The 13,742-nt window shown below is 61.0% G+C and carries 12 protein-coding genes; 6 read left to right on the top strand and 6 right to left on the bottom strand.

Features of this window, described 5'->3' with window-relative positions:
* Nucleotides 1–407: 407 nt before the first annotated feature.
* Entirely contained in the window at nt 408–1,103 is a 696-nt protein-coding gene (locus FBZ97_RS21590) for a TetR/AcrR family transcriptional regulator (protein ID WP_113352696.1), read from the bottom strand.
* A 180-nt stretch (nt 1,104–1,283) separates the two neighbouring features.
* On the opposite strand from FBZ97_RS21590, the gene FBZ97_RS21585 reads away from it, so the two are divergent.
* From FBZ97_RS21585 to ugpC, 6 genes are all read left to right on the top strand, one after another.
* Nucleotides 1,284–2,567 carry an ABC transporter substrate-binding protein gene (locus tag FBZ97_RS21585; RefSeq protein WP_145321926.1) on the top strand — a complete coding sequence of 428 codons (1,284 nt, stop codon included), beginning with the start codon at nt 1,284–1,286 and terminating at the stop codon, nt 2,565–2,567.
* Between the two features lie 61 nt (nt 2,568–2,628).
* On the top strand, nt 2,629–3,540 hold the full coding sequence (locus FBZ97_RS21580) for a sugar ABC transporter permease (protein ID WP_210296295.1): 912 nt from the start codon (nt 2,629–2,631) through the stop codon (nt 3,538–3,540).
* A gap of 28 nt (nt 3,541–3,568) precedes the next feature.
* The gene (locus tag FBZ97_RS21575; RefSeq protein ID WP_173002562.1) at nt 3,569–4,417 is read left to right on the top strand and encodes a carbohydrate ABC transporter permease; all 849 of its coding nucleotides are present in this window, start codon (nt 3,569–3,571) and stop codon (nt 4,415–4,417) included.
* A 73-nt stretch (nt 4,418–4,490) separates the two neighbouring features.
* Entirely contained in the window at nt 4,491–5,516 is a 1,026-nt protein-coding gene (locus FBZ97_RS21570; protein ID WP_145321923.1) for a Gfo/Idh/MocA family oxidoreductase, read from the top strand.
* Nucleotides 5,517–5,523: 7 nt separating this feature from the next.
* Complete coding sequence (locus FBZ97_RS21565) at nt 5,524–6,594, top strand: Gfo/Idh/MocA family oxidoreductase (protein WP_113389799.1); 1,071 nt, start codon at nt 5,524–5,526, stop codon at nt 6,592–6,594.
* A gap of 44 nt (nt 6,595–6,638) precedes the next feature.
* Nucleotides 6,639–7,718: a sn-glycerol-3-phosphate ABC transporter ATP-binding protein UgpC gene (gene ugpC / locus FBZ97_RS21560; RefSeq protein ID WP_113421266.1), complete on the top strand. Its 1,080-nt coding sequence runs from the start codon at nt 6,639–6,641 to the stop codon at nt 7,716–7,718.
* A gap of 65 nt (nt 7,719–7,783) precedes the next feature.
* Here ugpC and FBZ97_RS21555 read toward each other — a convergent pair whose 3' ends face one another.
* The 5 genes from FBZ97_RS21555 to FBZ97_RS21535 form a co-directional block, all read right to left on the bottom strand.
* The gene (locus FBZ97_RS21555) at nt 7,784–10,252 is read right to left on the bottom strand and encodes a glycoside hydrolase family 2 protein (RefSeq protein ID WP_145321921.1); all 2,469 of its coding nucleotides are present in this window, start codon (nt 10,250–10,252) and stop codon (nt 7,784–7,786) included.
* 76 nt (nt 10,253–10,328) lie between these two features.
* Nucleotides 10,329–11,288: a DUF1839 family protein gene (locus FBZ97_RS21550; RefSeq protein ID WP_113421267.1), complete on the bottom strand. Its 960-nt coding sequence runs from the start codon at nt 11,286–11,288 to the stop codon at nt 10,329–10,331.
* 8 nt (nt 11,289–11,296) lie between these two features.
* Complete coding sequence (locus FBZ97_RS21545; RefSeq protein ID WP_145321919.1) at nt 11,297–12,205, bottom strand: amino acid--[acyl-carrier-protein] ligase; 909 nt, start codon at nt 12,203–12,205, stop codon at nt 11,297–11,299.
* Nucleotides 12,206–12,210: 5 nt separating this feature from the next.
* Nucleotides 12,211–13,404, bottom strand: a complete 1,194-nt coding sequence (locus FBZ97_RS21540) for an acyl-CoA dehydrogenase family protein (protein WP_145321916.1) — start codon at nt 13,402–13,404, stop codon at nt 12,211–12,213.
* Complete coding sequence (locus FBZ97_RS21535) at nt 13,404–13,655, bottom strand: acyl carrier protein (protein WP_075853503.1); 252 nt, start codon at nt 13,653–13,655, stop codon at nt 13,404–13,406. The genes FBZ97_RS21540 and FBZ97_RS21535 overlap by 1 nt, the downstream gene beginning before the upstream one ends.
* Nucleotides 13,656–13,742 lie beyond the last annotated feature (87 nt).

Below are 13,742 nucleotides of genomic sequence, written 5' to 3'. Positions count from 1 at the left end.
CTGTGATGGTCAGGCAAGTCTATTTGCATAGGGCACCAATATGCGTGGCCCCTCACCCAGCCCTCTCCCCGCCTGCGGGGAGAAGGAGTTTTCAAGCCCATGACCAGCACGAAACCAGTAACGGCCAGCTGGTTTGCTCTGTCGCCCCCTCTCTCCGCCTCAACGGGGAGAGGGCTGGGGTGAGGGGCTATTCAGTTCATTGCAGAAGCGGTTCTTCAAATCTCCGGCCACGCCGCATTGTAACGACAGGCACACGCTATCTCCTCCATGCCCGATTCCCTCCAGAACCAGGAAAGCAAATGCTTAGTCGCCCAAGCAATGTAACCATATGGTTACAAGATCGCGCGTTACCTCCGGCGTTGTCAATCACCTTTTGAAAATTTCTCGAACCGCCGCACTGCCGAACACTACGCGCGGATCGAAGCGAGCGTGACGGCAACGATATGCTCACCCCACTCATTTAGCGCATCCGGTGCCATCAGCTTCCGCGCGAAAATCGTCGACAAGGTGTGCCGGTTCGACAGATAGAAAAAGCCGAGTGCCGCGATCGTGAGATAGACTGATATGGGATCGACCGCCGGCCGGAAAATGCCAAGCGCCTCCCCACGGCGCAGCACGTCTGCAAGTTCGTCGATCAGATGCGAATGCATGGCCGAGACTTTGTCGGAGCGCTGCAGATAATGCGCATGATGCAGGTTTTCGGTGGCAAGCAGGCTCAGAAACTCAGGATGCGCTAGAAAATGCCGCCAGGTGAACAAGGCCAGCTCCCGCATCCCCTCTTCCGGATGACGATGCGCCAGATCCAGCTGCTTTTCTGCATTACGGATCGTCGCATATGTCGCCTCCAGCACGGCGAGATAGAGCCCCTCCTTGTCGCCGAAATAATGATAGAGCATCCGCTTGTTCGTTTGTGCCCGCGCTGCAATCGCATCCACCCTGGCGCCACCGAAGCCATGCGCGGCAAATTCCTCCGTCGCCGCGTCCAGGATCGTGGCATGGGTGCGCTGCGGATTGCGAGACGCTTTTCTCGACCGCTTGCCCAAGGTCTTGCCGGCATCCGCTTGCGCTTTATTTTCAGGCTCTTGTCTCGCCCTGACCGCCATGGACGATCTCCTTCCGAACGGTAGCATTAGCGACGGATGCTGCCGGTTCCGGCATGCATCGTTTTGATTGCCGCACGATTGGCGCTTGACAGCGGTCGCGTTTCTATCCAACTTGTAACCAAATAGTTATATCATGCAAAGCAGTTCGTAAATCATCGGTTCACTGGGGAGGAGACCAGGATGACGTTGACGATCGATCGCCGGCAGTTGCTAGCCGGCATGGCAGCCACGCTTGCATTCAGCGGTATGGGACTTTCACGCGCCAATGCGGCAACCGCGATGCGCCTTCTTTGGTGGGGATCGAAGGAGCGTAGCGACCGGACATTTGCGGCGGTAAAGGCCTATCAGGCCAAGAACCCGGATATCACCATCGCCGGCGAATCCTTCGGTTGGGACAGCTATTGGACGCGCTTGGCCACCCAGACCGGCGGCGGCAACGCGCCCGACCTCATCCAGATGGATTATCGTTACATCTTCGAATATGCCCGCCGCGGCGCGCTGCTCGACATGACGCCCTATCTCGGCAAGAGCTTGGCGATCGAGGATTTCGGCCCGGCCAACATCGATTCCGGCAAGGTCGACAACAAGATCTACGGTGTCAGCCTCGGCGTGAACTCCTTCATGGTCGTCGTCAACACGGCCGCCTGGACCGAGGCCGGCGTCGAACCGCCACATGACGCCATGACATGGGAGCAGATCGGCGATGCCTGCGCCAAGGTCACGGCTGCCAAGAAGCGTCGCGGTTTCTACGGCACGGCCGACGCAAGCGGCGGGGAGCCGGCGCTCGAATGCTGGCTGCGCCAGCGCGGCAAGGCGCTGTATACGACGGACGGCAAGCTCGCCTTCGAAGCGAAGGACGCGACCGAATGGTTCGATCTGTGGGGTCACATGCGCAAGATTGGCGCCTGTGTTCCGGCCGACGTGCAGGCGCTCGATAAGCAGACGCTCGAAACCGATATGCTTGTCACCAAAAAAGCAGCGATGAGCTTCGCCCATTCCAACCAGTTCGTTGCCATTCAAGGTCTGAACAAGGAAAAGCTCGATATCGTCTCCTATCCGGCCAATGCCGACAGCAAGCCCGGCCAGTATCTGAAGCCGTCGATGCTGATGTCGGTTTCGGCGACGTCAGCAAACAAGGATGCCGCCGTCGCCTTCGTCAATTATCTGGTCGAAGACCCAGAAGGCACGAAGGCACTCGGAGTCGAGCGCGGCGTTCCGCCTTCAAAAAAGATCCGCGACCTCCTGACGCCGGATCTGGATCCCGTCAGCAAGCAGGTGGTCGACTATATCGGCCGGCTGACGCCGCACGTCGGAGCGCTGCCGCCATCCCCACCGAACGGCGCCGGCGAGAATGCATTCCTGTTGAAGAAGATCGCCGAGGAGGTGGCCTTCGGCAAAACCAGCGCACAGGACGCTGGAACGAAGTTCACCGAACAGGCAGCAGCAAACATTACGCGAGGCTGATACCGTGGGTACAAACAGCAAGAGCGTTGCCGGCGGCTTGGCCGTCGGCGCGCGCGCGCCGTTGCGCGTGGAGACCTCCTACAAGGCGCCGAGCGCATTCGCGCGCAACGCACCCGGCTATCTCTTTCTTCTGCCGTGGTTCATCGGCTTCTTCGGACTAACCCTCGGACCGGCGATCGCCTCGCTCTATCTATCCTTTACCGACTACAATCTGCTGCAGTCTCCCAATCTCGTCGGCATAGACAACTATGTGCGGATCGCGACGGCGGACGACAAATTCCTGTCGTCGATGAAGGTGACGCTGTTTTATGTCGTCTGCTCCGTGCCGCTGAAGCTCGCCTTCGCGCTGCTGGTGGCGCTGCTGCTCAACCGCGGCATCAAGGGCCTGCCGGTCTATCGCGCCATCTTCTATCTGCCGTCACTGCTCGGCTCCAGCGTCGCCATCGCCGTGCTGTGGCGGCAGATCTTCGATGCTGACGGTATCGTCAATACCCTGCTCTGGTACGCCTTCGGCATCAACGGGCCGAGCTGGATCTCCAATCCCGATTACTCGCTCTATACGCTCGTCATTCTCGCCATCTGGCAGTTCGGTTCGCCGATGATCATCTTCCTCGCAGGCCTGCGCCAGATCCCGACCGATCTTTATGAAGCCGCCAGCCTCGACGGCGCCTCCAAGGCACGGATTTTCTTCAAGATCACCCTGCCGCTTCTGACGCCCGTGATCTTCTTCAACGCCGTCGTCCAGACGATTGATGCCTTCAAAGCCTTCACGCCGGCCTACGTCATTTCCTCCGGCACCGGCGGGCCGATCGATTCGACGCTGTTCTACACGCTCTATCTCTACCAGGAAGCCTTCGGCTATTTCCGCATGGGCTATGCCGCCGCACTCGCCTGGATCCTGGTGATCATCATCGCGATCTTCACCGCCTTCTCCTTCCTCTCCGCTCGTTATTGGGTCCACTACGATGACTGACGCGAAGCTCACCCATTTTGCCGAGGACATGAAGCCGCCGCGCGAGCGCCCGTGGTTCCTCTCCGTCCTCATCCATGTCGCTCTCATCGCCGCGTCGATCGTGATGCTCTATCCGCTGCTGTGGATGCTGTCCGGCTCGATCAAGGACCAGAACGAGATCTTCGGCACGGCCTCGCTGATCCCCTCGCAATTCGATTTCAGCTCCTATGCCCGCGGCTGGTTCGGCGGCCAGGTCACCTTCGGCAAATTCGTCTGGAATTCGGCCGTCATCGCCGTGCTTTCGGTCATCGGCAACGTCATTTCCTGCTCGCTGGCGGCTTACGCCTTCGCGCGGCTGAACTTCTGGGGCAAGAATTTCTGGTTCGCGCTGATGCTGGGCACGCTGATGCTGCCCTATCACGTCACGCTGATCCCGCAATATATCCTCTTCCTCAAGCTCGGCTGGGTGAAGACCATGCTGCCGCTCGTCGTACCGAAATTCCTGGCCGTCGATGCCTTCTTCATCTTCCTGATGGTGCAGTTCTTCCGCGGCATTCCACGCGAGCTGGACGAGGCCGCCATGATGGACGGCTGCAGCCCATGGCGCATCTACTGGCGGATCATGCTGCCGCTGTCGCTTCCCGTTCTGGCGACGGCCGCCATCTTCTCCTTCATCTGGACCTGGGATGATTTCTTCGGGCCGCTGATCTACCTCTCGGACATCAACACCTACACGGTACAGCTCGGCCTGCGCTCCTTCGTCGACTCCACCGGAAGTTCCGACTGGAGCAGCCTGTTTGCCATGTCGAGCCTGTCGCTGATCCCGGTCTTCCTGATCTTCCTCTTCTTTCAGAGGCTGCTGATCGACGGCATCGCGACCGCCGGCCTCAAACGCTGATTATGAACCCCGCAGTCCCGAATACCCAAGGTTTGGGACTGCGAACCAACAAAACCACGAAAGGAAATGTCGCATGAGCGCGCTGCGCTTCGCCGCCATCGGCCTTAATCACGATCATATCTACGGCCAGGTCAACGTCATGCTGCGGGCCGGCGCCGAACTCGTCGCCTTCCATGCGGTGGAGAACGATCTCGCCGCCACCTTTGCCGAACGCTTCCCGCAAGCGAAACGCATCGCTGACAAGCGCGAAATCCTGGAGGACCACTCCATCGCGCTGATCGTCAGCGCCGCGATTTCCAGTGAGCGCGCCGATCTCGCTATCGAGGCCATGCGCCACGGCAAGGACGTGATGCTCGACAAGCCCGGCATGGTGACGCTGGATCAGCTCGCTGAAGTGCGAAAAGTGCAGGCCGAGACCAAGCGCATCGTCTCCATCCTCTATTCCGAACATTTCGAGACGGCATCGACGGTCAAGGCCGGCGAATTGGTCAAGGCGGGCGCCATCGGCAAGGTCATCCACACGACCGGCCTCGGCCCCCATCGGCTCCGCAAACCCACCCGGCCGGACTGGTTCTTCGACCGCAAGCGCTATGGCGGCATCATCGCCGACATCGCCTCGCATCAGTGCGAGCAGTTTCTGTTCTTTGCAGACTCTCTCGAAGCCGAAGTGCTGTCGGCAACTGTGTCCAACCGCGCCAATCCGGAAACGCCGGGCCTGCAGGATTATGGCGATTTCCATGTGAGGACGCCCGACGTCACGGGCTATGTCCGCGTCGACTGGTTCACGCCGGATGGTCTGTCGACATGGGGCGACGGCCGCCTCTTCATCGTCGGCACGGAAGGGACAATCGAGCTGCGCAAATATATCGATGTCGCCGGCCGGCCCGGCACCGACCATCTCTTCCTTACCGACCGCAAGGGCATGCAGCATATCGACTGCAGCGGAGTGGAGCTGCCCTATGGCCGCCAGCTTGTGGCCGACATCAGAGACCGCACCGAAACAGCCATGGGCCAGGAACATTGCTTCAAGGCCATGGAGCTGGCACTGAAGGCGCAGGCGCTCGCCGAGGCAACATCTCTCAACAGCATTCAGAGGTAATTGCGACATGTCCGACATCAAGAAAGTCGCGATCATCGGCCTCGGCATCGGCCGCTCTCACATCGTCGAAGGGTATCTGCCACATCCGGATCGTTTCGAAGTCGCGGTTCTCTGCGATCTCAACGAGGAACGCCTGAACGCCGTCGGCGACGAATTCGGCATCGGCAGGCGCCTCAAGGATTTCTCCGAAGTCCTCAACATGCCCGATATCGACATCATCGACATCTGCACGCCGCCCGGCTCGCATTTTCAGCTCATCATGCAGGCGCTTGCCGCCGGCAAACACGTGGTCTGCGAAAAGCCGCTTGTGGGATCGCTCGCCGATGTCGATGCGGTCATCGCGGCCGAAAAGACCGCCAAGGGCCGGCTGATGCCGATATTCCAGTATCGCTATGGCGACGGCATCCAGAAGGCCAAGCGCATCATCGCTTCGGGTATTGCCGGCAAGCCCTATGTCGCCACGTCGGAGACGCATTGGGTGCGCGGCGCCGATTATTATGCGGTTCCCTGGCGCGGCAAGTGGGATACCGAACTCGGCGGCGTGCTGATGACGCACTCCATCCATCTGCACGACATGCTGACCTATCTGATGGGGCCGATCGCGGGCCTCTTCGGCCGTGTCGCCACCCGCGTCAACGATATTGAGGTGGAGGACTGCGCCAGCGCCAGCCTGTTGATGGAAAACGGCGCGCTCGCCACCATCAGCGCAACGCTCGGCTCGCAGGAACAGATCAGCCGCCTGCGTCTCGCCTTCGAAAACGTCCTGATCGAAAGCAATCATGAGCCCTACAGCCCCGGCCAGGACCCCTGGAAAATCGTCCCCGCCAATGACGAGATCGGCGCAAAGATCGATGCGCTGCTCGCCGATTGGTCGCCGATCCCCAACCGTTTCAACACGCAGATGAGGCTGTTCCACGACGCGCTGGTGTCCGGCGGACCGCTGCCGGTGACGACGGCCGATGCCCGCCAGGCACTGGAACTGGTCACAGCCTTCTATGAATCGTCGGAAACGCGCACCGAAGTCCGCTTTCCGGTGGGACCAGAAGCCAAGAAATACAAGAGTTGGAGGCCGTCATGAACGTTGCCCCGCGAGCCATCAGGACCAACAAGGAGGGAGCGCCCATGGCGACAAGCGTATCGCTGCAGAAGGTTATCAAGCGCTACGGCGAGCTTCAGGTGGTTCACGGGATCGACCTGGAGATCGAACCGGGTGAATTCACCGTTTTCGTCGGCCCCTCCGGCTGCGGCAAGTCCACGCTCCTGCGCATGATCGCAGGCCTCGAGCCGATTTCCGGCGGTGGCCTCTATCTCGACGGCAGCCGCATGAACGATGTCCCCGCCTCCAAGCGGGGCATCGCCATGGTCTTCCAGTCCTATGCGCTCTATCCGCATATGACCGTCTACAAGAACCTCGCCTTCGGCCTGGAAACGGCTGGCATGAAGAAACAGGACATCCAGCCGCGCGTCGAAAAAGCGGCCGAAATCCTGCAAATCAAGCAGCTGCTGCAGCGCAAGCCGAAGCAGCTTTCCGGCGGCCAGCGCCAGCGCGTCGCGATTGGCCGCGCCATCGTGCGCGAGCCCAACATCTTCCTCTTCGACGAGCCGCTTTCGAACCTCGACGCGGAACTGCGCGTGCAGATGCGCGTCGAGATCGCCCGCTTGCACCAGCGCCTCGGCAACACCATGATCTACGTCACCCACGACCAGACCGAGGCCATGACCATGGCCGACAAGATCGTGGTGCTGAACGGTGGCAAGATCGAGCAGGTGGGCGCGCCGCTCGACCTCTACAACAAGCCGAAGAACAAGTTCGTTGCCGGCTTCATCGGCTCACCGAAGATGAACTTCCTCGATGCGAAAATCGTCGCCTCCGACGACGGCTCCGCCGTCATCGATCTCGCCGGCCAGACGGTGCGCCTGCCGCGCCGGCTAGGCAGCCTCCAGCCTGGACAGCCGGTGACCCTCGGCGCCCGCCCGGAGCACCTGAACGTCGGCGATCGGGGCCTGGCTCTCGGCAATGCCCGCGTCGATCTCGTCGAACATCTCGGCGGCCAGACGATCCTCTACGTCACGCTACATGGCGGCCAGGCGCTGACGGTCGCGCTGGAAGATCAGCAAGCCATCCGCGCCGGCGAGACGGTTAGCATTCATATCGATCCCGAGCGCTGCCACCTGTTCGGGCCAGATGGGATGACGTTGTAGGAGAGCTGGTGTGAAGAGTTATCTCGCACCTGGCGGGCGAGATAACTCCTCGCGCCCGCCATCAACTACACCTCGACGATCCGCCGGCTGCCGATGGCGCGGATCTGACCGGATGGAATGACATCGGCCGGAACGCTCTCCCGCCGGTACAGGCGAATCCGGCGGCTGCCCGGCGCAAGATGGAACCAGTCGTCCTCGGCCCGATAGGCTTCTAGATCGATCTGCACCGATTGTGCCAGCCGGTCGCTGATCAGCTCCAAATACCAATCCTCGCCTTCCTGAAGAACCGATGCAGTGATCTCGGCGTCGTGAAAAGCTTTCGTTCTGCCTAACGGGAAGTAGAAGGCCTCAGCGATCACCGCGCCGGTTACCGAGTTCGTCAGCCGAGCCACCACGACGTCATGTGATGGCGGACCGAAACGGAAAGCATAGGTCGTGTCAAAGAAGGCGCCAAACAGATCAGTGCAGGCTATCTTTTGCTTGGCGCGGGCTTCGAGCACCAGATCGCGGCCGCCACCGACGACGACCTGACGGCCATCGCGCAGGCAGGAGACTTCGACGGTCAGATCGAGCGCCGCATCACTCTCGTTGATGACATGTACGTCGAGACCGTTCGTACCCTCGTCCATCAGCAGCACCTGCACTGGCCGGAAGGCACGGCGCAGCCCATACCAGACCGGCTTCGGCTCTCCGGTCGAATCGATCACGCCCCAGCCGGCGCCGGGAAGCAGATCCTGCAGCGTCCAGACAAGCGCGCCATTGCAGCCGGAACCTCGGCGGCGCCACTCCGCATAGGTCTCCTCGGCCACTTCACCGGTCACCGCCCGCGAGAGGTTGAGATAGAGCTCCGGGTCTTCCCGCCGCAATCGGTTGGGCTCGACACCGTAAAGCTCCTGAAGATAATGATCACGCACATCCTCGAAATCCCAGGATGCGCCACGATCGCGCGGTACCCGCTCTTTCCATAGCGGGCTATGGACTGCCGGAACCGGCAGATGCTGCCCCAGAGTACGGGCTTGCGGCACATGCGCGAAAGCCAGGCTCTCTGCGGCGAAGCGGACGTCGGCGCGGCGCGCATCGGCAAGCGGCCGCATATACGCCCCGACGCCATAATAATGCGTGACGCCGGTATTTGGCGAAAACGGCATCGGCCCGCCCGAAGGTGAATTGACGACATAGGGCACATCCGGCCGCAGCGATTGCACCAGCGGCGGAATGATCTCCTCCACAACAGCGCTTTTCCAGAACTGTTCCGGCAGGCCCATCATGGCCGCCTGCTGATGGATCTCGTTGCCGCCGCAAAGGACAGCCAGCGAAGGCGACAGACGCGTGCGTCCTAGAAACTGCGAAACCTCCGCCTCGACATGGGCGTTGAACGCCTTGTCGTTCTTCGGATAATCGAAATTGGCGAACATGAAATCTTGCCAGACCAGCAGGCCAAGTTCGTCGCATAGGCGGAAGAACTCCGGCGTTTCATAGGCCATGGTGCCGCCGATACGGATCATGTTCATGCCGGCTTCAGCCGCCAGCCGCAGCCAGGGTTCATAATCGTCGCGGCCGCCAGGCAGGCGTACGATATCGGCTGTGGTCCAGACCGCGCCGCGGCAGAAAATCCGCTCGCCATTCACGACAAGAGCGAAATCCTGGCCATCGGCGCCGCGATCGACCGACAGCCGACGGAAACCGGTCTTTCCGAGCGCATGCTCCACGCCATCGACGACGAGCGAGATATCATGGAGTTGCGGCACGCCATGGGTATGCGGCCACCAGGGCACCACATCGGGAATTTTGAGGATTGCGGTATAACGGCCGGCGCTATCCTTTTCGAAGGCCTGCTCCGTCTCTCCGCACTTCAATACCAGCTCTTCAACGTCGCCCTCGATCGAGAGCGAGGCGTAGAGCCTGCCCTCGCCATTCTCAAGCAAATCCGGCCGCAAGGAGAGATCACGAATGACAGGCGCGCTCGGCCGCAGCAGCGAGATCGGCCGCCACGGACCGACGGCCTGAACATCCGGGCACCAGCCTGGCATATGGCCGAGCAATGTCGTGCGCACCATGCGCAGGCCCTGGGGCGTGATCATCTGCGGCCGCCAGCGGGCGCGTGGCCCGGGCTCGGAAAGCTTCGGCTCCAGCGCACGGAAGCAGAGCGCCAGCTCGTCACCGCCAAGCAGGGTGACGTCGATGTCATGGGCCTCGAACATGCTTTCGGACACAAGGATTTGCTGGCCGTTGAGGAAGACTTCGCAAAGCGTCGCCAGCCCCTCCAGTCGCAGGACCGCCTCGCCCGCCTCCACATCCACCAGACGGCAGATGTACCAGGCATCGCGATCATGAAGCGGCTGCGGCCTTGTCCGGTCGAAACGCCCGGCCTTTTCCAGCGCCTCTGCCACCGTGCCCGGCACGGGCGCGGGAATGAAACCTGAGGTCAGCGGCACATCGGAGGGTAAGAGGCAGGTGCCCGCCTCCGTCAGTACCAGATTCCAACCTTCGCTCAGCCGCATTCCGCCGCCGAGATCCGCCAAGCGCCCGCCCATGACATCTTCGAGGGATTACCCCCGCCCCAATATGTTCAGAAATAACCCATCCGTATCGCGGATCAAACGGAAGCCGTCAAAGCTTCCGTTCAAGTTCGCTCATCATGGAATCCCACGCATCGGCGGCGGGATCAAGCGCCGTGCGCAGCGGCTCGAATTTCTTGCGCGTGATGGCGCGGGCAAGCTGGAACTGCACCGATTTTGCCGTCTCGGAAATTTTCCGCGCTTCGCCAGCCGCGTTACCCAAATCGGCCGCAAGCCAATCGAAATGGCTGCCGGCCAGTTCGAAATTGGCGCCGAGCTGACGCAGCGTGTTGAACGCATATTTATGGAAGAAGCCGAAAGGCCGTTCGGCGATCGCCTCCACCTGCGCCGGGAAGACCTCGGCGAAGGCGCGGATCGGATTGGCCTTGGGGCGACGGCGGAAATGGAAGGACAGAAGCTGCCGGGCCGTCTCGCGGATTCCAGCGTCAGCCGGTACCTTCTCCGGAAATTTCGCAAATTCCGTATAGGGCAGGAAGGGCAGGTCCTCGTCCGTCAGATGCAGCTGGAACAGTCCGTCGAAATCCTCGCCCGACAGCTGGAAGAAGCCGCCATTGTGGAAATAATCGAGCGTGCGGCCTTCCATATCGATTCGGTTGATCGCGACCGTCGTCTTGCCATGTTCGCGGCGATAGCCGACGCCTTGCGTGTCCGGCATGAAGAAGGAATCCATCTCCACCAGGCAGAGCCGACCGCGGCCGATCTGCTCGACGACATGGTTCTCGACCTTGTCGTAAATCGCAAGCTCGGTGCAGCGCACGCCATAGAGCGCTTCCAGATCCTCGAGCGGCACCTTGAAGAAGGTGAACTGATCGCCCTCGAAATCCTGGGTGACCGTGAAGCTGAGCATGGCCTCCGGTGGCAGCTTCAGGCTCGAAAGCACCTCGATCCAGAGATCGATGTAGCAGTTGGTCTCAGGCCACATGCGCTCGCTGTCGTGCAGCACATGTGGCTTGTAGGCGGCGGGGTCCAGTCCCTGAAACACGGAAGCCATGGGTGCGATCAGCCCCACAGCGTCTTGCGCACGCTCTCGGGCCATTCCTTGGTGTCGAGACCATGGGTGTGGAACAGCGCCAGCGCGATGCGCTCCAGGCCGAAGCCGACGCAGGCCGTGTGCACGACGCGGCCATCGGCAAAGTTCAGGCCCCACTTCGTGCCGAAGGCATCCTGATGGTAGTTGAAGCTCATGCAGGCGGTCGGCTTGGCGGTCGAGGTGATTGGGATCAGCAGCTCGAACTTCAGGTTCTGGTCGCGCTGGTTGTTGGCGAGCATCTTGCCGGCCCGACCGAAGAACGGGTCGTTGGCGACATCGATGGTGACGTCGAGGCCGACGGCCTTCATCATCTCGACACCGCGATCCATCCAGCTCTGGCGGAAATCCGTCACATGCTTTTCGCTGCCCATGCAGACATATTCGCGCATGCGGAAGAGCTGCTGGCGGGCCGGGTCCTTGGAAGGCTCGTGGCGGAAGCAATAGGATTGCAGATCGTAAAGCGCGCCGTCTTCCGGAATGGCGCCGCGCTTGGCAACCGTCGGATAGAGCGGATAGCACGCGGCAGGCGTCAGCACGATATCGGTCGCCTGCTGGTCTTTCGTCCAGTCGTCGCCGACTTCCATGCACTTCAGCAAGCTCATATGGTCGAGCTCGTTACCGCAGAAGCTATGCACGGTGCCGGCCAGCTGCGGGAAGCTCTTCATATAGCCGCTCGTCTCAAAGAAGGCGCGGTTCATGCCCGGCGGAAAGCGGATGGCTTCGGCGCCATCGGCGCCGCCGAATTTGTCGATCAGCCGCTCGAAGGCGGAAATCACATCTTCGAACTGGCCGCTGCGCCCGTAGAGGCCATCAACGCCGGTGTCGATCAGCAGGCCGGATTCGAAAAGACGGTCGAGAAACGATGTTTGCATATCCATGACGGTTACCCCAACAGGCTGGTATCTTGTTTGTGGACGAGCAGCATGGTCGACGTATTGCCGAGAATGCGGTCATTCGAAATCATCAATTGCGCCGAGTGCGCGTCGCGCAGGTGGCGGCCGAGGCTGTAGGGCGTACCGTTCTTGTAGCCCATGATGCCGCAGATCAGCATCGCATGATTGATGATCGGCAGGATCATCTCCGAGGATGCGATCTTGACGTTGTTCATCGCCACGGCGAAAGCCATCGACGACAGGCGGTCCGCATCGAGCTTCGCCTCCTCATAGGCCTTCAGCCCGGCAACCACATTGGATTTCACCATCTGCAGCATGCTGGAGGCTTCGGCGAGACGCAGTGCACCGGGCGGCGGTGCGCCGGGAGACTTGCGGGCAGCGGCACGAACGAAAGCTTGTGCGCGCGAAACCGCATCGGCGGCAATGCCATACCACACACCGCTCCAGAGCAGGTGCGAGCTTGCCAGCATCGATTGCGCGGCGATCTCGGCAAATGGCTTCGGCAGGATCTGCTTGGCCGGCGCCACGCCCTTGAACAGGAAGCCGTCGGAGCAAGTGCCGCGCATGCCGAGCGTGTTCCACTCGATCGTGCGCTTGATCTCGTATTGATCCCTAAGGAAGCAGGTCAGCACCTGATCGGAAGACGCCGCCTCGGCATGGCTGCGCGAGGTGATCAGAATGGCGTCGGCATGGGCGCCATAGGAGATGACGGTCGCATCTTTTTCGAGATAGCAAGTATCGCCTTCGACCTTGATGGCGCAGATGCTGTTGCGCAGGTTGCCGCCGATCCCGCCCTCGGTTGTCGCCGAGGCGAGCAGCAGCTGTTCCCTGGCGATGCGGCGCATGAAATCGCGGTGCCAGTCGCTGTCGGCGCCGTGCTCGACCAGGCTCGATAGCTTGATCTGGTGCATAGCGAAGACCATGGCGCTTGCAGCGCAAGCCTGACCGAGGATCGAGCAGAGCTCGGCGATTTCGGTCACCGACGCGCCTTCACCGCCAAGATCGGCGGGGATCTGAATGGAGAGCAGCTTCTCGGCGCGCATCGCGTCGACGGCTTCGCGTGGGAACCGGCCTTCGGCATCGACGGCATCGGCGTGCTGGCTGGCGATCGCTGCGACGCGGGCGGCGCGCACCGCCGCTCCTTCGCCCGACCCAACCTCGAGTAAAGCGACCGCCGCAGTCATTATGCGACCTTTCTACTATCGAGGATCATGCCGACAGTTCTTTCGATCGCGGCAATGCTGGCGAAGGACTTGCGGTTCAGCAGGTTGTCGGGAAACTCGATGTCGAAGGCTTCCTCGATGCCGAGCATCAACTGGACGGAAGCGAAAGAAGACAGGCCGGTCGCATAAAGATCGGCATCGTCTTCGATTTGATCAATAGCAACGGGAAGCGCGCCGAACTTGGCCAGCAAATCGCGAATCGTCTTGTTCATAGTCTAGTCCCTTCTGGCAATGGTAAGCATAACCGCAGTTACGCCGTCTTATCCTTCACCAAGAAGTAACAGGCAAAATAGAACATT

It is taken from the genome of Rhizobium sp. ERR 942, from assembly GCF_007828395.1.
Lineage (GTDB): Bacteria > Pseudomonadota > Alphaproteobacteria > Rhizobiales > Rhizobiaceae > Rhizobium > Rhizobium dioscoreae.
The sequence above is the reverse complement of the archived record's forward strand: the minus strand, read 5'-3'. Positions and strand labels throughout refer to the sequence as shown.